The organism is Microbacterium sp. Root180 (assembly GCF_001428485.1).
GTDB lineage: Bacteria > Actinomycetota > Actinomycetes > Actinomycetales > Microbacteriaceae > Microbacterium.
Map to the genome: position 1 here is coordinate 1,223,112 of NZ_LMHS01000003.1, position 17,862 is coordinate 1,240,973.

General features: G+C 69.2%; 16 protein-coding genes. 5 read left to right on the forward strand and 11 right to left on the reverse strand.

Annotated features, from left to right (window positions below; translation table 11 throughout):
- The first annotated feature begins 117 nt into the window (after window positions 1-117).
- Both ASD93_RS13230 and ASD93_RS13235 read left to right on the forward strand, forming a co-directional pair.
- Window positions 118-1,305 (forward strand): sensor histidine kinase, encoded by a 1,188-nt coding sequence (locus ASD93_RS13230; protein ID WP_056123410.1) that lies wholly within the window; start codon window positions 118-120, stop codon window positions 1,303-1,305.
- On the forward strand, window positions 1,302-1,928 hold the full coding sequence (locus ASD93_RS13235; RefSeq protein WP_056123414.1) for a response regulator: 627 nt from the start codon (window positions 1,302-1,304) through the stop codon (window positions 1,926-1,928). The genes ASD93_RS13230 and ASD93_RS13235 overlap by 4 nt, the downstream gene beginning before the upstream one ends.
- Window positions 1,929-1,972: 44 nt before the next feature.
- Here ASD93_RS13235 and dnaB read toward each other — a convergent pair whose 3' ends face one another.
- Window positions 1,973-3,349: a replicative DNA helicase gene (gene dnaB, locus ASD93_RS13240; protein WP_056123417.1), complete on the reverse strand. Its 1,377-nt coding sequence runs from the start codon at window positions 3,347-3,349 to the stop codon at window positions 1,973-1,975.
- Between the two features lie 568 nt (window positions 3,350-3,917).
- Here dnaB and ASD93_RS13245 point away from each other — a divergent pair.
- Entirely contained in the window at window positions 3,918-4,850 is a 933-nt protein-coding gene (locus ASD93_RS13245; RefSeq protein WP_235566959.1) for a hypothetical protein, read from the forward strand.
- Between the two features lie 93 nt (window positions 4,851-4,943).
- On the forward strand, window positions 4,944-6,395 hold the full coding sequence (locus ASD93_RS16275) for a chaplin family protein (protein ID WP_056123418.1): 1,452 nt from the start codon (window positions 4,944-4,946) through the stop codon (window positions 6,393-6,395).
- Between the two features lie 208 nt (window positions 6,396-6,603).
- Here the strand turns inward: ASD93_RS16275 and rplI are convergent, their stop codons facing one another.
- The 6 genes from rplI to ASD93_RS13280 form a co-directional block, all read right to left on the reverse strand.
- A complete protein-coding gene (gene rplI, locus ASD93_RS13255) occupies window positions 6,604-7,056 on the reverse strand; it encodes a 50S ribosomal protein L9 (RefSeq protein ID WP_056123421.1) in 453 nt (150 codons plus the stop codon).
- 10 nt (window positions 7,057-7,066) lie between these two features.
- Window positions 7,067-7,321: a 30S ribosomal protein S18 gene (gene rpsR / locus ASD93_RS13260; protein WP_045301896.1), complete on the reverse strand. Its 255-nt coding sequence runs from the start codon at window positions 7,319-7,321 to the stop codon at window positions 7,067-7,069.
- Between the two features lie 56 nt (window positions 7,322-7,377).
- Complete coding sequence (locus ASD93_RS13265; RefSeq protein ID WP_056123424.1) at window positions 7,378-7,896, reverse strand: single-stranded DNA-binding protein; 519 nt, start codon at window positions 7,894-7,896, stop codon at window positions 7,378-7,380.
- Window positions 7,897-7,901: 5 nt separating this feature from the next.
- Window positions 7,902-8,285: a 30S ribosomal protein S6 gene (rpsF, locus tag ASD93_RS13270; RefSeq protein ID WP_056123427.1), complete on the reverse strand. Its 384-nt coding sequence runs from the start codon at window positions 8,283-8,285 to the stop codon at window positions 7,902-7,904.
- A gap of 234 nt (window positions 8,286-8,519) precedes the next feature.
- Window positions 8,520-9,674: a CaiB/BaiF CoA transferase family protein gene (locus tag ASD93_RS13275; RefSeq protein WP_200950689.1), complete on the reverse strand. Its 1,155-nt coding sequence runs from the start codon at window positions 9,672-9,674 to the stop codon at window positions 8,520-8,522.
- Window positions 9,671-10,864, reverse strand: coding sequence for an acyl-CoA dehydrogenase family protein (locus ASD93_RS13280; RefSeq protein WP_056123430.1), 1,194 nt, complete (start codon window positions 10,862-10,864; stop codon window positions 9,671-9,673). Before ASD93_RS13280 ends, ASD93_RS13275 begins: the two co-directional genes overlap by 4 nt.
- Window positions 10,865-11,034: 170 nt before the next feature.
- Here ASD93_RS13280 and ASD93_RS13285 point away from each other — a divergent pair, with 170 nt between their 5' ends.
- Window positions 11,035-12,240 carry a hypothetical protein gene (locus tag ASD93_RS13285; protein ID WP_056123434.1) on the forward strand — a complete coding sequence of 402 codons (1,206 nt, stop codon included), beginning with the start codon at window positions 11,035-11,037 and terminating at the stop codon, window positions 12,238-12,240.
- A 4-nt stretch (window positions 12,241-12,244) separates the two neighbouring features.
- Here ASD93_RS13285 and ASD93_RS13290 read toward each other — a convergent pair whose 3' ends face one another.
- The 4 genes from ASD93_RS13290 to ASD93_RS13305 form a co-directional block, all read right to left on the reverse strand.
- The gene (locus ASD93_RS13290) at window positions 12,245-13,906 is read right to left on the reverse strand and encodes an ABC transporter ATP-binding protein (RefSeq protein ID WP_056123438.1); all 1,662 of its coding nucleotides are present in this window, start codon (window positions 13,904-13,906) and stop codon (window positions 12,245-12,247) included.
- Entirely contained in the window at window positions 13,906-14,901 is a 996-nt protein-coding gene (locus ASD93_RS13295; RefSeq protein WP_056123441.1) for an ABC transporter permease, read from the reverse strand. The genes ASD93_RS13290 and ASD93_RS13295 overlap by 1 nt, the downstream gene beginning before the upstream one ends.
- A gap of 1 nt (window position 14,902) precedes the next feature.
- A complete protein-coding gene (locus ASD93_RS13300; protein ID WP_056123443.1) occupies window positions 14,903-16,036 on the reverse strand; it encodes an ABC transporter permease in 1,134 nt (377 codons plus the stop codon).
- A 94-nt stretch (window positions 16,037-16,130) separates the two neighbouring features.
- On the reverse strand, window positions 16,131-17,765 hold the full coding sequence (locus ASD93_RS13305) for an ABC transporter substrate-binding protein (protein WP_056123446.1): 1,635 nt from the start codon (window positions 17,763-17,765) through the stop codon (window positions 16,131-16,133).
- Window positions 17,766-17,862: the final 97 nt, after the last annotated feature.

Genomic DNA, 17,862 nt, shown 5'->3' on the forward strand with positions numbered 1-17,862 from the left:
CCTTTTCGAATCGCCATCTCATCGGCCGCCCGCACAGGCTTCGCCGACCGAACGATGAGTGGACAAGTCGTCCTTTCGGAGGATGCCGCCGACTTGTCGATGCGTAGGATTCGGTCCATGCCCCACGCTGCGCTCACCCCGGTATTCGTGGGTCTGCGCACCGGTTTGCACGTTCTCTTCGCCGCTCTCGCCGTTCTCGTCATCGTCCGCGCGGTGATCTCGCCCACGGAGAGCAGCATCGCGATCGTCGCTCTCACCCTGGTGATGATGGCCACATACGGGATCGGGGCGGCGAACCCCCGGACCGCACGTCGGCGTGGCCGCGTGCTGCGCCTGCTGTGGTTGGCGGCGCTCACGCTCGAATGGGTGGTCCTCCTCTGGCTGACACCCGAAGCCGCCTACCTCGTCTTCCCGCTGTTCTTCCTCTACCTCCATCTCCTCGGCCCCTGGTGGGGCGCTGCCGCGATCGTCGTCGCCACCGCCACGACCATCTGCGCACTCGGCATCCACAGCGGATGGAGTCTCGGCGGAGTCATCGGGCCACTGGTCGGCGCGGGGGTCGCCCTTCTGATCGGGCTCGGCTACCAAGCTCTGGCCCGCGAGGCGGAGCAACGCGAGGCCCTCATGCGCGAACTCATCGCCACGCGAGACCAGCTCGCAGCGACCGAACACGAAGCGGGAGTCCTCGCCGAACGCGCCCGGCTGGCCCGCGAAATCCACGACACACTCGCCCAGGGCCTGTCCAGCATCCAGATGCTGCTCTATGCCGCTGAGAAGGCCGACCCTGAACGCCCTGGCGCCGAACACATCCGGCTGGCCCGAGAGACGGCCGCCGGAAGCCTTGCCGATGCACGGCGGTTCATCCGTGAACTCACGCCACCCGACCTCGACGACCGCGGTCTCGGCGGAGCGCTGCGCAGGCTCGCCGACTCTCAATGGGCTGCGCAGGGACTTCACGTCAACGTGCGGGTATCCGACGCACTCGATCTGCCGATGCACGTGCAGACGGCGCTGCTGCGTATCGCGCAGGGCGCCATCGCCAACGTCATCCAGCACGCACACGCCACCACCGCGACCATCACTCTCGCCGCCGATCACGATCGGCTGCAGTTCACCATCGCCGACGACGGCGAAGGGTTCGACCCCGACCAGGCCGCCATCGAATCGCTCGGTCGCTCGGATTCGTTCGGACTCCAGGCGACCCGCGAACGAGCAGAGCAACTCGGTGGCAGCCTCACCATCGACACCCGCCCCGGCGAAGGAACGCGGCTGACCATCGACCTCACGGCGGAGCAGACCACATGATCCGGCTTCTGATCGCCGACGACCACCCCATCGTCCGCGCGGGCCTGGTGGCCCTCTTCGCCCTCGAGGAGGACATCGACGTCATCGCGGAAGCCGCCACACCCGACGAAGCAGTCTCCGCCGCAGAGCACAGCAACCCCGACGTCGTCCTGATGGATCTCCAGTTCGGCGCGCAAGCCGCAACGACCGGAGCCGACGCCACACGGCGCATCCGGGCCCTCGACGCGGCCCCCTACGTCCTCATCCTCACCAACTACGACTCCGATGCCGACATCCTCGGAGCCGTCGAAGCCGGCGCCAGCGGCTACCTCCTCAAAGATGCCCCACCGCACGAGCTTGCAGCGGCCGTCCGCGCCGCCGCCGCAGGGGAGAGCGCCCTCGCGCCCGTGATCGCCTCGAGACTCCTCAAACGAATGCGAGCACCCCAGGCGAACCTCAGCAGTCGCGAGATGCAGGTGCTCGAGCTCGTCGCAGCCGGCCACTCCAACACCGACATCGCCACCGCTCTCTTCGTCAGCGAGACCACGGTCAAGTCCCACCTGGCCCACATCTTCACGAAACTCGCCGTCACCTCACGAACCGCAGCCGTAGCCGCAGCGAGAGAGCGTGGCATCCTGCGCTGAACCCGCGGCTCACCGGCCGGCTGACATCGCCGGATTCCCGTGGACTACTGGAAGTCGCCGCCGGGGGCCATGTCGGTGAAGCGCGAGAAGTGACCCTGGAACGCGACCGTGATCGTGTCGGTGGGACCGTTGCGGTGCTTGGCGACGATGAGGTCGGCCTCGCCCGCCCGCGGGCTGTCCTTCTCGTACGCGGCCTCGCGGTGCAGCAGCACCACCATGTCGGCGTCCTGCTCGATCGAGCCCGACTCGCGGAGGTCGGACAGCGCGGGCTTCTTGTCGGAGCGCTGCTCGGCGCCACGGTTCAGCTGCGACAGGGCGACGACGGGCACTCCGAGCTCCTTCGCAAGGAGCTTGAGCGCGCGGGAGAACTCCGAGACCTCCTGCTGGCGCGACTCGACCCGCTTGCCGCTCGTCATGAGCTGCAGGTAGTCGATGACGACCATCTTGAGGCCGGCCTTCTGCTTGAGGCGACGGCACTTCGCGCGGATCTCCACGAGCGTCATGTTCGGGCTGTCGTCGATGTACAGCGGAGCATCGTTGATGCGTCCGCGCGTGGCGGCGATCGTCGTCCAGTCGCGGGAGTCGAGTGTGCCCTTGCGCATCGCCTGGAGGGGGATCGATCCTTCGGCGCTCATGAGTCGCATCGCGATCTCGCTGCGCCCCATCTCGAGCGAGAAGAAGATCGTCGGCATGTCGTGCTTGATCGCGGCGACGCGCGCGAAGTCGAGCGCGAGCGTGGACTTACCCATGGCCGGTCGCGCCGCGATGATGATCATCTGTCCGGGGTGCAGGCCGTTGGTGAGCTGGTCGAGACCCGAGAACCCGGTGGGGATGCCGGTCATCTGACCATCGCGCCCACGAGCGGCCTCGATCTCCTCGACGGCGGCATCGACGGCGACCGTGAGGGGCACGTAGTCCTCGGCGGCCTCGGCGCCCGTGACGGAGTAGATCTCGGCCTGCGCCGTGTTGACGAGGTCGAGTGCCTCACCTTGACCGGAGTACCCCATCTGCACGATGCGCGTGCCGGCGTCGACGAGGCGACGCAGCAGCGCACGCTCCGACACGATCGACGCGTAGTAGCCCGCGTTCGCGGCCGTGGGCACGATCGAGGTGAGCGTGTGAAGGTAGTCGGCGCCGCCGGCGCGCTGCAGCTCGCCAGTCTTGATGAGCTCGTCGGTGACCGCGACGACGTCCGTCGGCTCACCGTGGGAGTACAGAGTGAGGATCGCCTCGAAGATCAGCTCGTGCTTCGGGATGTAGAAGTCGACGCCGCGGAGCGTCTCGATGACGTCGGCCACGGCATCCTTCGACAGCAGCATTCCCCCGAGGGCGCTCTGCTCGGCGAGAAGATCGTGCGGGGGAGTGCGTTCGAACTCGCGCGGTCCGCCCATGCGCTCTTCGGAGATGTCGGCGATCGACATAAGTGCAGGATCCTCCAGAGTGCATTCGGGTGGCGCGGTGGTCGGGGCAGGGTGCGGGCACGCTCGGGACTCGATGGCGGATGCCTCGAAGGAAGCACCGCCGTTTCGTCAAGCGGATCACGAACTACCGACATCGCCTCGCTGCGATACCGGTCACACCTCGCCCCTATGGGCCGCACCCCACGGTAAGGACGCCACTTCACGTTCGCAACAGCACCTGTGGATAACTGTGTGGAGAGTCTGCGTGAAACGCCGTAAGACCTGTGAACAACGGGTGTGGAGAACTCCGGGTATTGGAGATCTCATCGATGTAAAAATAGCTCTTGACCTGCAGTTCTCGGATCCACATCCTGTGGAGAGGGATGTGGTTGAAGTATGCCTTGAAGGTTCGGTCGGGAAGCCGGCCGGTTGTGCACAATTCCGGGGTCTCGGGCCCCGACGTCCAGGTTGCGAAGAATTCAGAACACCCCTGGACACCGCCCGCGGTGCGGGTCTAGCCTGTGGAGTCCAGGCACCCTCAGCACGCTCCGCTCGGATCGTGTGGCGTTACTCGTCGTGGGAGGTGAACGTGGAAATCGCAGCTTCGCAGTCGCCGTCGCCGCTCTGGCGACCGGCCCTGGTCGGGGTCGTGACCGCGTTCGCCTGGCTTCTCCTCTCGCTGGCGCTCGGGCTCGGCTCGGGCGACGCGCGGGCGGAGGAGACCGACGATGACAGCCTGTTGGGTGCCGTCACCTCTCTCGTCGACAGCACGGCGACGACCGTCACCCAGACGGTTTCGACCGCGACCAAGAGCGTCACGAAGGTCGTGAACAAGGTCGTCGACGTCGCACCGGCTCCCGTTCAGCAGCCGGTCCGCGAGGTCGTCACGGTGGTCGGCTCCGCCGTCAAGACGGTGACCAAGCCCGTCTCCGGCGGTGCGGTGAGCTCCGTCGCGCAACCCGTCGTCGATGCCGTGACGGAGGTGCCTCTGGTCGGCGACATCGTGTCTGGTCTCGGCCTGGCCGATGCCGTGAGCGACCTCGGACAGACGGTCGACCACACGCTGGGCGACCTGGTCGGCACCGTCACCGACACCGGAGCCGGCCTCGGACTGCCCGCGGGCGTGATCCCGGGCCTCCCGGCGTCCCCCGACGCTCCGTCGATTCCCGTCGGGGGCCACCCGCTGCCCGCCCTCGGCGTGGTTCTTCCTGCCGGAATCCCCTCTGCGGCCACGTGGGGTGCGGCATCCGCTCTTTCTGCCTCCCCGGCCGCATCTGCGCCGGGCTCCGGGGCGGCTGCGGCCGTGGCGTCTTCCGACGCGCGCGGGCCTCTGACTCCGGCGGGATCACTCTGCCCGCCGTCGACATCCTCCTCGGGACCCGGTGGTGCGGGTTCCGGCGCCTGGGCGCTCGTCGCCCTCGGTCCGCTCGTCGCTCTCCGTGCCTGGGTGCGTCGCGCTGGACCCGAGGACGAGCACGCGCCGCCGGCGCCTGCAGCATCCACCGACGTCTCCCCCGACTGATCGGCTCACCGCCGCCTTCTCTCTCAGGCGGCTGAGCATCGGCGCGCTCTCCCGCGCCTCGACACCCATCAGTCAGATCAAAGGGGAACCATCATGCGTACATTCGTCACGCGCGCCCTCCTGGGCACGCTCATCGCCGGCGGCATCACGCTGCTCGGCGCAACGGTCGCCCACGCGGCCGAGACGACAGGGGACGACGGGCTGCTCTCGGGCACCCAGGCCGTCCTCGACGTCACACTTCCCGTGACCGTCAGCGGCACCTCGCTCTCGGTCCTCGGCGACTCCCACAGCGGGCAGGCTTCGACCGCCGCTCCGGCCCCGGCGCCGGCTCCCGCCGCCTCCACCGGCGGTGCGGGCGGCGCAGCCTCCGGCACGCAGGCGCTCGTCACGGTGTCCGTTCCGGTCACCGTCTCGGGCAACTCCGTCTCGGTCGTCGGCGACAGTTCTTCGACGGATGCCTCGACCGCGGCGCCCGCCCCGGCGAGCGGCTCGTCGGGCTCCGCGTCGACCTCCGGCACCGACGGGCTCCTCTCGGGCACTCAGGGCCTCGTCTCGGTGGCCGTCCCGATCACGGTGAGCGGCAACGCCATCTCGGTCGTCGGCGACACGGAGAGCTCGGACGCGCAGACGTCATCCGGCACGAGCGGCGGAGTGACCGCCGCCGCAGGCGAGACGAGCGGCACGGACTCCGTCGCCGGCGGCACGCAGGTCGTCGCGCCGGTGCAGGCCCCGATCGCCGTCGGCGGCAACGCCATCTCGGTGCTCGGCGACTCCACCACTGAAGGCGCCACCACCGGCGCCGACGGCACCGGCACGGGCACCACGACCGACGGCGCGACCGACGGCACGGACTCCATCGCCGGTGGCACGCAGGTCATCGCGCCGGTGCAGGCCCCGATCGCCGTCGGCGGCAACGCCATCTCGGTCGTCGGCGACTCCACCACTGAAGGCGCCACCACCGGCGCCGACGGCGCCGGCACGGGCTCCACGGCCGACGGCGCGACCGACGGCACGGACTCCATCGCCGGCGGCACGCAGGTCGTCGCGCCCGTCACGGCGCCGATCACCGCATCCGGCAACGCCATCTCGGTGCTCGGCGACAGCTCGTCGACGGGCTCGATGACGACGACGCCTGCCACCGGAGGTTCCGGCCCCGCCGGCTCGACCTCCGGCTCCGAGGCGATCCTCGGCGGCACGCAGGTGCTGGCCCCGATCGCCGTGCCGGTCACCGTCGGCGGCAACGCCGTCTCGGTCATCGGTGACACCACGTCGGAGTCGCCGGTCGTCCCCACCGATCCGACCGATCCGACCGATCCGACCGACCCCACCGACCCCACCGACCCCACGGGTCCTGCGGACCCGCAGGGTCCGGGTTCGGTCACGGGCTCGGCCGGCGACGTCACCGGCTCGGTCGCCGGCGATACGGCCGGAGCCACCGCACTCGCCGCGACGGGAGGGATGAGCGCACTTCCCGTGCTGCTGCTGAGCATGGTGCTGCTCGCAGTGGGCGCGATGACGCTCATGTCGCGGCGGCGCTCCGCGTAGCGCACCCCGGAGGCATCCCCAGAGTGTCTCCACCGGTACGCCGAGCGCGGCGGGAGGGTCGCTCCCCAGAGGCCCTCCCGCCACATTCCTCGCCCAGCGTTCGCGGGGCGGCCGCCATGCCTGGATCGGTCGCCCCGTGACGGTGGGTCGTGAGAAGACGGATGCCGCGGACCCGAGGGTCCGCGGCATCCGTTCTGTGCATCGCGCCTTACTTGGCAGCGACCACCTGCAGGGTGATCACGGCGGTGAGGTCGTCGCGAAGACGGACCGTCGCCTCGTGCTCGCCCACCGACTTGATCGGCGAGGTGATGTGGATCTTGCGCTTGTCGAGCTCGCCCAGGCCTGCGGCCTTGACGGCGTCGGCCACGGCCTCGGTCTTCACCGAGCCGAACAGACGGCCTTCGGCGCCGGCCTTGACGGTCAGGCGCACCTTGTTGGACTCGAGAGAGTTCTTGAGCGCCACAGCCTCTTCGTGGTCGTGGATCGCGCGAGCGGCGCGGGCGGCGCGGATCGACGCCACCTGCTTCTCGCCGCCACGGGTCCACGTGACCGCGAAGCCCTGCGGGATGAGGTAGTTGCGGGCGAACCCGTTCTTGACCTCGACAACGTCACCGGCGCTTCCGAGCCCGGCGACCTCATTCGTGAGAATCAGCTTTGCCATCGGGTGCTCCTTAGCGGCCAGCGCCGGCGTAGGGCAGGAGCGCCATTTCGCGCGCGTTCTTGATCGCCTTGGCGATCAGACGCTGCTCCTGCACCGAGACACCGGTGATACGACGGGCGCGGATCTTCCCGCGCTCCGAGATGAACTTGCGAAGCGTCGCGACGTCCTTGTAGTCGATGAGACCGACACGGATCGCCTTCGCGGGAGCGGCGTTCTTCGCGCCCTTCCGCGGCTTCCGGCGATCGCCGGTTGCCTTTCCAGCCATGGGTGTTTCCTTACTGAGAGATGAGATTCAACGGATGCCGAGGCATCCGGATGTCGTTAGAACGGAGTGTCGTCGCCGTAGGCGCCGGGAGCGGCCCACGCGTCTCCACCACCGGCGTTGCCGGCGTTGCCGCCCGCGTTCGCCGATCCGGGAGTCGACCACGGCTCGTCGGCGACCTGCGCCTGACCGCCACGAGACTGGCCTCCGCCGCCGGCGGCACGCGTGACCTGAGCGGTCGCGTACCGGAGCGAGGGACCGATCTCGTCGATCTCGAGCTCGATCGACGTGCGCTTCTCGCCTTCCTTCGTCTCGTAGGAACGCTGCTTGAGGCGACCCGTCGCGATGACGCGCGAGCCCTTCGTGAGCGAACCAGCGACGTGCTCGGCGAACTCGCGCCAGACGCTCGCGCGGAGGAACAGCGCTTCGCCGTCCTTCCACTCGCTCGTGGCACGGTCGAAGTTGCGCGGCGTCGACGCGATCGTGAAGTTCGCGACGGGGAGTCCGTTCTGCGTGTAGCGCAGCTCGGGATCAGCCGTGAGGTTGCCCACGACGGTGATGATCGTCTCGCCGGCCATCGTCGTTACGCGTCCTGCTTGACGGGCTTGGCGGGGCGGGCGGCCTTGCGGGCTGCCTTCTCCTCGGCACGCTGCTTCTCGGAGGCGATCATCGCGATCGCCTCTTCGGCGCGGAGCACCTTGGTGCGCATGACCAGCTCGCTGAGGTTCAGCTGGCGGTCGAGCTCCTGCGTGGTCGCGCTGGTCGCCGTGAAGTTGACGACGGCGTAGATGCCCTCGGTCTTCTTCTGGATCTCGTAGGACAGGCGACGGCGACCCCAGATGTCGATGTTCTCAATCGAGCCACCATCGTTGGTGATGACCTTGAGGAACTTATCGAGGTTCGGGGCGACCTGGCGCTCATCGATCTCGGGGCTCAGGATGACCATGAGTTCGTACTGGTGCGTCACTAACCCACCTCCTTCGGACTTGAACGGCTGTCGGGCATTTCCCGGCAGCAGGAGGGTGTGTTGCATGTCATCCGACTGAATGCGCATCGAGCGCGTGCGGACAACCCTCCTATGGTACCGGATGCCGCGGCCACGGCCGAATCAAGCCAGACACGGCGCATAACTCCTGCACTTTCTTGCGCACCGCAGACCGCCCGCCGCGTGTCGCGGCCGGGGCTTACGGTTCTGCAGGAGTTATGCGCCGAGGAAGCCGAGCACCCATGCGCGGTCGGCATCGGGAGACGGCGGCGCGAGCGGGTATGCGACGGGGGTGCGGTCGAGCGAGATCGGATGCCGCACGCCGGCCGTGCCCTCCGGTCCGGCGTGGATGAGGGGGTCGAGGCCGAGAGCCTGCGCCCGCTCGAACGCCGCACCGATGTCGAGGACCGGTCCGCACGGCACGCCCGCCTCGCCGAGGAGACGCTCCCACTCCTCGGCGGATCGGCCTGCCAGCGCCGCCTCCAGCACGGGACGGAGCTCGTCCCTGGTCCTGCTGCGATCGGCGGCGCGGGCGAATCGGGCGTCGGCCGCGGCATCCGCCACCCCGAGCACCGTGCAGAGCCGGCCGAACTGCGCGTCGTTCCCGATCGCCAGGACCAGGTCGCCGTCACCGGTCGGGAGGGGCCCGTAGGGGTAGATGCTCGGATGGTCGTTGCCGAGGCGCTCGGGCACGACGCCGGCGAGCGCGTGCGCACCCGACTGGTTCACGAGAGCGGAGAGCGCCGAGGACAGCAGGTTCACCTCGACGCGCTGGCCCTCGCCGGTGGCATCGCGGTGCCGCAGGGCGGCGAGCGCGCCGATCCCGGCATGCAGTCCCGTGACGACGTCGACGATCGCGACGCCCGCCTTGGTCGGCGGTCCGTCCGGCGCGCCGGTGATGCTCATGAGTCCGGACAGCGCCTGGGCGAGCACGTCGTAGCCGGGGAGCGCGGCGTCGGGTCCGAAACCGCTGATCGAGACGTAGACGACTCCGGGATTCGCCTGGTGCACGCTGTCGTAGCCGAGCCCGAATCGATCGAGCCCGTGCGGCTTGAAGTTCTCGATGACGACGTCGGCACGGGCGGCGAGCGCGCGAGCGATGGCGAGGTCCTCGGCGTCGGCGAAGTCGAGCGTGATCGCGCGCTTGCCTCGGTTCACCGAGAGGTAGTACGTCGCCTCGCCCTCATGGGTCGGCGGCATCCAGTGGCGCGTCTCGTCGCCCGCGGGACCCTCGACCTTGATGACCGTCGCGCCGAGGTCGGCCAGCAGCATCGTGCAGTACGGGCCCGCGAGCACCCTCGAGAAGTCGGCGACCACCAGGCCGGCGAGCGGGCCGTGCGCGGCATCCGCGTCCGTCTCGGGCTCGATCAACGGAAGGCCCCGATGCCCGTCAGATGCTGACCGAGGATGAGCGTGTGCACCTCGTCGGTGCCCTCATAGGTGCGCACCGATTCGAGATTGGCGGCGTGACGGATCGGGGAGTTCTCGAGCAGGACGCCGTCCCCGCCGAGGATCGTGCGCGCCTCACGCGCGATCGCGATCGCCTCCCGCACGTTGTTGAGCTTGCCCAGCGACACCTGCTCGGGGCGCAGGGTTCCGGCATCCTTCGCCCGGCCGATCTGGAGGGCGACCAGCGCGCCCTTCTGCAGCTCGACCACCATGTCGACGAGCTTCTGCTGCGTCAGCTGGAATCCGGCGATGGGCCGGCCGAACTGCTCGCGCCGCAGCGCGTGCCGCAGGGCGGCCTCGTAGCTGTCCCGTCCCGCGCCGAGCGCGCCCCACACGATGCCGTAGCGCGCCTCGTTGAGCGCCGCGAACGGACCGCGCAGTCCGCGGGCGCCCTCCAGGAGCGCGTCCGCGGGGAGGCGGACCTCGTCGAAGGCCAGCTCGGTCTGGATCGACGCCCGCATCGACCCCTTCGGCTCGAGCACGCGCACCTCGAACCCGGGGGTCCCGGTGGGCACGAGGAACCCGCGCACGCCGTCGTCGGTCTTCGCCCACACGACCACGAGCTGCGCGATCGAGGCGAGGCCGATCCACCGCTTCGCACCCGAGAGCACCCAGTCCGAGCCGTCGCGCCGCGCGAACGTCTTCATGCTCGACGGGTCGGATCCCGCGGTCGGCTCGGTGAGGCCGAACGCGCCGATGACCTCGCCGGCCGCCATCCGCGGAAGCCAGTGCTGCTTCTGCTCCTCCGATCCCCAGCGATGGATCGACCCCATCGCGAGGGAGCCCTGCACCGACACGAACGTGCGGATGCCGGAATCCCCGGCCTCGAGCTCGAGCGCGGCCAGCCCGTACTCGACGGCGCTCCGGCCCGGGCATCCGTACCCCTCCAGCGTCATGCCGAGAACGCCCAGCTTCCCGAACGCCGGCGCGAGCTCGGCCGGGAAGTGCGCGCGATCGAACCAGTCCGCGATGTGCGGCCGGATCTCGGCATCGACGAAGGCCCGCACCCGGTCGCGGGTGGCGCGCTCCTCCGGGCTGAGCAGGGCGTCGATGCCCAGGACGTCGGATGCCGCGCGCAGCGCCTCGAGGTCGTCGGGGTTCCTGGGCTCCATCGCCGCCTCCTCAGGGTGGTCGTCCTGCCATTGTGCCCGGGAGCGCGCGCGCACAGTGTCGGCGATCCGGCCCGGATCCGGAGGGAAGGTCCGGATTCGGCCCTTCGAGCCGCCGAGGTGCCGACGTTGTGCACGCCGGTCGTGCGGACCGGCCCCGGTAGCGTGGGGCCATGGTCGCCCCGTCGCTCTCGTTCGATGCCCGGCCCCTGGTCGAACCGCTCGAGCCCGGCGCCGCCCGTGCCTTCGCGCAGGAACTCCGGCAGCGCGGGCGGCTGCCGGGGCTGTTCACGGGAACGAACGTCATCGTCGCGGTCGTCGTCGGCGTGGTCGTGGTCGCCTTCGGATCGGTGTTCCTGGTGATGTTCGTCTCGATTTTCGTGGCGATCGCGGGCTCGATCGCCGGCACCGGCGGCGGGATCGCCGGCACGCTGGTCGCCGTCGTCCCCTTCCTGATCTTCGGGATCGTGCTCGCGGTCGGCGTCATCGGGTTCATCGCCGCTCAGCGCTCGAGTGCCGAGCGGATGCTGCGCCTGGACCGCTTCGCCCGCGCGAACGGCTTGTCGTACCTCCCCGCGCTCGGCACGCCTGGGCTCGGGACCCCCGGGCTCCCCGGGATGATCTTCTCGGTCGGCGACTCGCGCATGGCCACCGACCTCGTCCGCGGGGAGAGTCCCCGCTTCGTGGAGTTCGCGAACTACCGCTACACGACCGGTTCCGGCAAGAACAAGTCGACGCACACCTGGGGCTATGTCGCGGTCAAGCTCGATGTGCCGCTGCCCCACATCGTGCTCGACGCCACCGGTAACAACGCGCTCTTCGGATCGAACCTGCCCGCCACCTTCGACCGCGATCAGCGACTGAGCCTCGAGGGCGACTTCGACCGCTACTTCTCGCTCTACTGCCCCGCGGGCTATGAGCGCGACGCGCTCTACCTCTTCACGCCCGACATCATGGCGCGGTTCATCGACAACGCGGCCGCGCTCGACGTCGAGATCGTCGACGACTGGCTCTTCCTCTACGCCAAGCGCGATTTCTCGACGGTCGACCCCGCGACGTGGTCGTGGCTGTTCTCCGTCGTCGGGGCGCTGCTCGACAAGTTCGCGCAATGGTCGCGGTGGCGCGACGAGCGCCTGGCGGAGGTCGCGATGACGGATGCTGCCGGCGCAGCGGCGTCGGGGGCGGCATCCGCTCTCCCGGCGGGCACGGCGGTCCCGTTCGCCGCGCCGGCCGCCATGCTGCGACCGCCGCCGGGCGTCGCGCCGCAGGGACGGCGCCTGACCCGGCGGTTCTCGTGGGTGTCGGTGGCCGTGATGATCGCGGTCGTCGTGTTCTGGCTCGCGACGCAGACCGGGGTGCTCGGCCTCTTCTTCCGCTGAGCGCTCAGCTCTCCTGCTCGGCCTCCCACGCCGCCCGGCGCGCCGCCTGCTCGACGGGGTCCGGCACCGGCAGCGACGCGATGAGACGCCGGGTGTACGCGTCGGTCGGGTTGCCCAGCACCTCGGCCGTCCGGCCCGCCTCGGCCACCTCGCCGCGATGCAGCACGACGACCCGGTGCGCGAGCAGGTCCACCACGGCGAGATCGTGCGTGATGAAGAGCGTCGCGAATCCGAAGCGCTCCTGCAGTTCGGCGAAGAGCTCGAGCACGCGTGCCTGCACCGACACGTCGAGCGCGCTGGTCGGCTCGTCGGCGATGAGCAGCTTCGGGTCGAGCGCGATCGCCCGGGCCAGCGACGCGCGCTGGCGCTGACCGCCCGAAAGCTCGTGCGGGAACCTGTCGCCGAACTCCTTCGGCAGCTGGACCGCCTCGAGCAGCTCGTCCACCTTGTCCCTGGCGTCGGACGCGTCGTGCTTGCCCCCGTGCACGATGAGCGGCTCGGCGACGTTGTCGGCGATCGTCAGGAGCGGGTTGAAGCTCGTCGCGGGGTCCTGGAAGACGAAGCCGAGCTCGTGGCGGCGCTTGCGGAACTCACGCTCCTTGACGCCGAGCATCTCGGTGCCGAGCACCCTCAGCGAGCCCCCCGCGACCGGAGTGAGGCCCGCGATCGCACGCCCGATGGTCGTCTTGCCGGAACCGCTCTCGCCCACGAGACCCAGCACTTCGCCGGGCGCGATCGAGAAGCTCACGCGGTCCACCGCCCGGAACGCCGCGCGCCGGAATCGTCCGGGGTACTCGATCACGAGGTCCACCGCCTCGACCACCGGTGCCACGGGGGTCTCGGGCACGGCGAGCTGCCTGTCGGTGATCACGAGGCGGGGAACCGCGGCGAGGAGCTTGCGCGTGTACTCGTGCTGCGGGTCGGCGAACAGGTCGAGGGCCGTCGCGGTCTCGACGATCTCGCCGTTGTACATCACGGCGACCCGATCGGCGAGATCGGCGACGACGCCCATGTTGTGGGTGATCAGCACGATCGCGGTGCCGTCCTCGTCGCGCAGGCGACGCAGCAGCTCGAGGATCTCCGCCTGCACCGTGACGTCGAGCGCCGTCGTCGGCTCGTCGGCCACGATCACCGTCGGCTCCAAGGCGAGGGCCATCGCGATGACGACGCGCTGCTTCTGCCCTCCCGAGAACTGGTGGGGGTAGTCGTTGACACGGGTCTCAGGCTCCGGAATGCCGACGCGACCGAGCATCTCGATCGCGCGTGCCCTCGCCTCGGACTTGGAGTACTTGCCGTGGGCGCGCAGGCCCTCGGCCAGCTGCCAGCCCACCGTGTACACGGGGTTCAGCGCCGTGGAGGGCTCCTGGAAGATCATCGCGGCCTTCGTGCCGCGCACCTTTCGGAGCTGCTTCTTGTCGAGGCCCACGATGTCATCGCCGTCGAGGACCACGGCGCCGCCGATGTGCGCGGACTCCGGCAAGAGCCCGAGGATCGTGCGTGCGGTCACCGTCTTGCCGCTGCCGGATTCGCCCACGATCGCGAGGACCTCGCCGCGACGCACGTCGAGCGTGACGCCGCGGACGGCGTGCACGTCGCCGCCATCGGTGGCGAAGGTGACGTTGAGGTCTTCGATGTCGACGGCGACGGTATCGGTCGGGTCGGCCATCACTCCACCTCTCCCATGAACTCGCGCGATATCGGCTGACTCGCGGCCACCGCGTCGGCCGGAGTCTGGCTGTTGCCCGCCCGGCGCCGTGCGCGCAGGCGTGGGTCGGCGAGGTCGTTCAGGCTCTCGCCGATGAGCGTGATGCCGAGGATCGTCAGCAGGATCGCGACGCCCGGAGGGATCGCCGTCCACCAGATCCCCGCCGACACGTCGCCGATGGAGGCGTTGAGGTCGTAGCCCCACTCTGCGGCCGCGGTCGGCTCGATGCCGAACCCGAGGAAGCCGAGTGCCGCCAACGTCGCGATGGCCTCGGACGCGTTCAGCGTCACGATGATCGGGAGCGAGCGCGTCGCGTTGCGCAGAACGTGACGGAAGAGGATGCGGCGCGTGGGGACGCCGATCACCTTCGCCGACTCGATGAAGGGCTCGGACTTCACGCGGACGACCTCGGCGCGGACCACGCGGAAGTACTGCGGGATGAAGACGACCGTGATCGAGATCGCCGCCGCCATGATGCCCGGCCAGAGGCCCGACTGACCTCCGCTGATCGCGATGGCCGCGACGATCGCCAGCAGCAGCGACGGGAAGGCGTAGATCGCGTCGGCGATCACCACGAGCACACGGTCGACCCAGCCACCGAGGTAGCCCGAGATGAGACCGATGAGGATGCCGAGGAACACCGAGAGCAGGATCGCCACCACGATCACGAGGAGGGCCGTCTGCGCCCCCCAGATCACCCGCGAGAGGACGTCGTAGCCACCGACGGTCGTGCCGAGCAGGTTGACGGGGTTCGGCGGCACCTGCGAGCCGAAGAGGCCGTCGGGCCCACGGAGCTGGCTGAAGCCGTACGGCGCGACCCACGGGGCGAGGATCGCGAGGACGAGGAAGAGCGTCGTGATGACGAGACCGCCGACGAGCATGCCGCGCTGGAGCCCGACGCTCTGGCGGAGCTGGTGGACGACGGGAAGGCGGTCGAGGATGCTGCGCTTGGCCATGTCAGTACCTCACCCTCGGGTCGAGGAAGGCCGCGATGATGTCGACGACGAAGTTGGTGAGCGCGACGATGATCGCGACCACCGCCACGATCCCCTGCACGGCCACGAAGTCGCGCGCGGCCAGATATTTCGTGATCTGGAAGCCCAGGCCCTGCCATTCGAACGTGGTCTCGGTCAGCACGGCGCCGCCGAGCAGCACCGCGATCTGCAGGCCGATGACCGTGATGATCGGGATGAGGGCGGGCTTGTAGGCGTGGCGGCGGACGAGGCGGTACTCGCTGACACCTCGCGACCTGGCCGCATCGATGTAGGGCATGTTGTGCGTCGCGATGACGTTCGTGCGCACGAGGCGCAGGAAGACCCCGGCCGTGACCAGGCCCAGCACCATCGCCGGGAGGAACGCGTGCTGCAGGACGTCCTGCACGTAGGCCGGATTGCCTGACCGGATGGCGTCGATCAGATAAATGCCGGTGGCGCCGTCCTCCCGCGTGAGGGCGAGCTCGGTGCGGACACTCGCCCGCCCGCTGACGGGAAACCAGCCGAGCCACACCGAGAAGATGAGCTTGGCGACGAGGCCCGCGAAGAACACCGGCGTCGCGTAGAAGAGGATGGCGCTGACGCGGAGCGCGGCATCCGGCGCGCGGTCGCGCATCGCGGCGGCCACGAGACCCAGTGGGATGCCGACGATGAACGCGACGATCAGCGCGTAGAAGACCAGCTCGAACGTGGCGAGGCCGTAATTGAGGAGCACCTCGGCGATGGTCCGGTTGTCCGTGAGAGTCGTGCCGAAGTTTCCGGTGAAGATCTGGCCGAGGTACTCGATGTACTGCACGATGATGGGGCGGTCGTAGCCCGCCTCGTGGATGCGCTCCTGCAGCTGATCGGCCGGCAGGCGACCGCCGAGGGCCGCGGTGATCGGGTCGCCCGTCAGGCGGATGAGGAAGAAGACCACCGTCACCAGAATGAAGACGGTCGGAATGATCAGGAGGAGCCGGATCAGGATGTAGCGGCCGAGCGTGCCGCCGCTTCTGGGGCGCCGCTTCGCAAGGAAGGGTGGCGGTTCATCTATCGCCGCGGGACTGCCCGGAACTGCGGGAGTGCTCGCGCCGTACCCCACGGAAGGGTCGATCGACATAGGGGGAGCCTAACTGCGGGGATCTGTGCGCGACAGCGGATCGTGCCGATGGGGCGGCCCGGTGTGCGGACCGCCCCATCGACAGCTCGATCGGCTACTTCGTCAGCGGCGCGAAGCGGAACTTGAACGACGCGTCGAGGATGACCCCGTCGACGGCCGTTCCGGCCACTGCGACCTGCGCGCCCTGGAGGAGCGGCACGGTCGACAGATCGCCGGCCACGAGCTCCTGGATCTTCTCGATGTCCGCGGTGCGGGTCGCGGCATCCGGCTCCACGGCCTGCTTCAGGATGAGGTCGTTGACCTCCGCGTTGACGTAGTGGTTCCCGAGGAAGTTGTTCTCGAGGAAGAACGGCGTCAGGTAGTTGTCGGCGTCGGAGTAGTCCGGGAACCAGCCCAGCTGGTACGCGGGGTACACGTCGGACGTGCGGTCCTCGGAGTACTGGACCCACTCGGTCGACTTGAGGTCGACGGTGAACAGGCCGCTCTCCTCGAGCTGCGACTTGACCAGCGCGTACTCGTCACCCGACGAGGGGCCGTAGTGGTCGGGGCTGTACTGCAGGCTCAGCGCGACCGGGGTCTCGACACCGGCGGCCTCGAGCGTCGCGGCTGCCTTGTCGGCATCCGGTCCGCCGTCACCGTCGCCGTAGAGGCCCTTGAGCGCCTCGGTGGCACCGGCGAAGCCCTCGGGAACGTAGGAGTACAGCGGGGTGTAGGTGCCCTTGTAGACCTGCTCCGAGATCTCGTCGCGGTCGACGAGGTCGGCCACGGCCTGACGGACGGCGAGCGCCTTGGCCTCGTCGGCCTCCGGCGTGGTCGCACCGTACGGCTGCGTGTTGAAGTTGAACACGATGTAGCGGATCTCGCCGCCGGGGCCGTCGATGACCTGGACCTTGTCGTTGCCGCTCAGGTCGTCGACATCGGTCGCCGACAGGCTGCGGTACGCCACGTCGACGTCACCCTCCTGCACGGCGAGCTTCAGGTTCGAGGACTCGGCGAAGTACGAAAGGATCACTGCCGAGTTGACCGGGGCGTCGAGCAGACCCTGGTAGTTCTCGTTCGGGGTGAACTCGACCGTCTTGTTGAAGTCCCACGAGGTCACCGAGTACGGGCCGCCGAAGGCGTTGGCGTCGACGATCTCGTCGTCCGGGGTCAGCGCGTCCGCGGCGAAGACCTCGTCATCGACGATGGCTCCGGGGAAGCTCGTGAGGATGAACGGGAAGACCTGGTCGTTCGCGGTCTTCATGTTGAAGACGACCGTGGTGTCGTCGGGCGTGTCGACGCTCTCGAGGTTGTAGAGCAGGCTCGACGCGCCGTTGGGGTCCGCGATCGCGATGTTGCGGTCGAACGAGAACTTGACGTCAGCCGACGTGAGGTCGTTGCCGTTGGCCCACTTCAGGCCCGCAGGAAGCGTGACCGTGTACTCGGTGGGCGAAGTGAACTCGGCCGACTCGGCGAGGTCCGGAACGACCTCGTTGCTGTTGTAGTCGGTGTTGACCAGGTAGGGGAACACCTGCGTCTGGACCGCGAGCGACCCGTTGTCGTACGAGCCCGCGGGGTCGAGGGTCGTGACCTTGTCGGTGGTGCCGACGATGATCGGCTCGCCGGAGTCGCCGCCGTCGGTCGAACCGCCACCGCCGCCGCCGGCGCAGCCGGCGAGAAGGAGGGCTGAGGCGCCGAAGGCCCCGATCGCGAGGCCGATCCGGCCGCGCTTGCTGTGGTGCAGTGACATGTAGTGCTACCTCTGCTGAGTGAAGTCGGCCCCGCCAGGGTAGGCACGGCCCGGAGGCTATCTTCACCCCGAAGTCCGTCGACGGCAATCGAGTGAA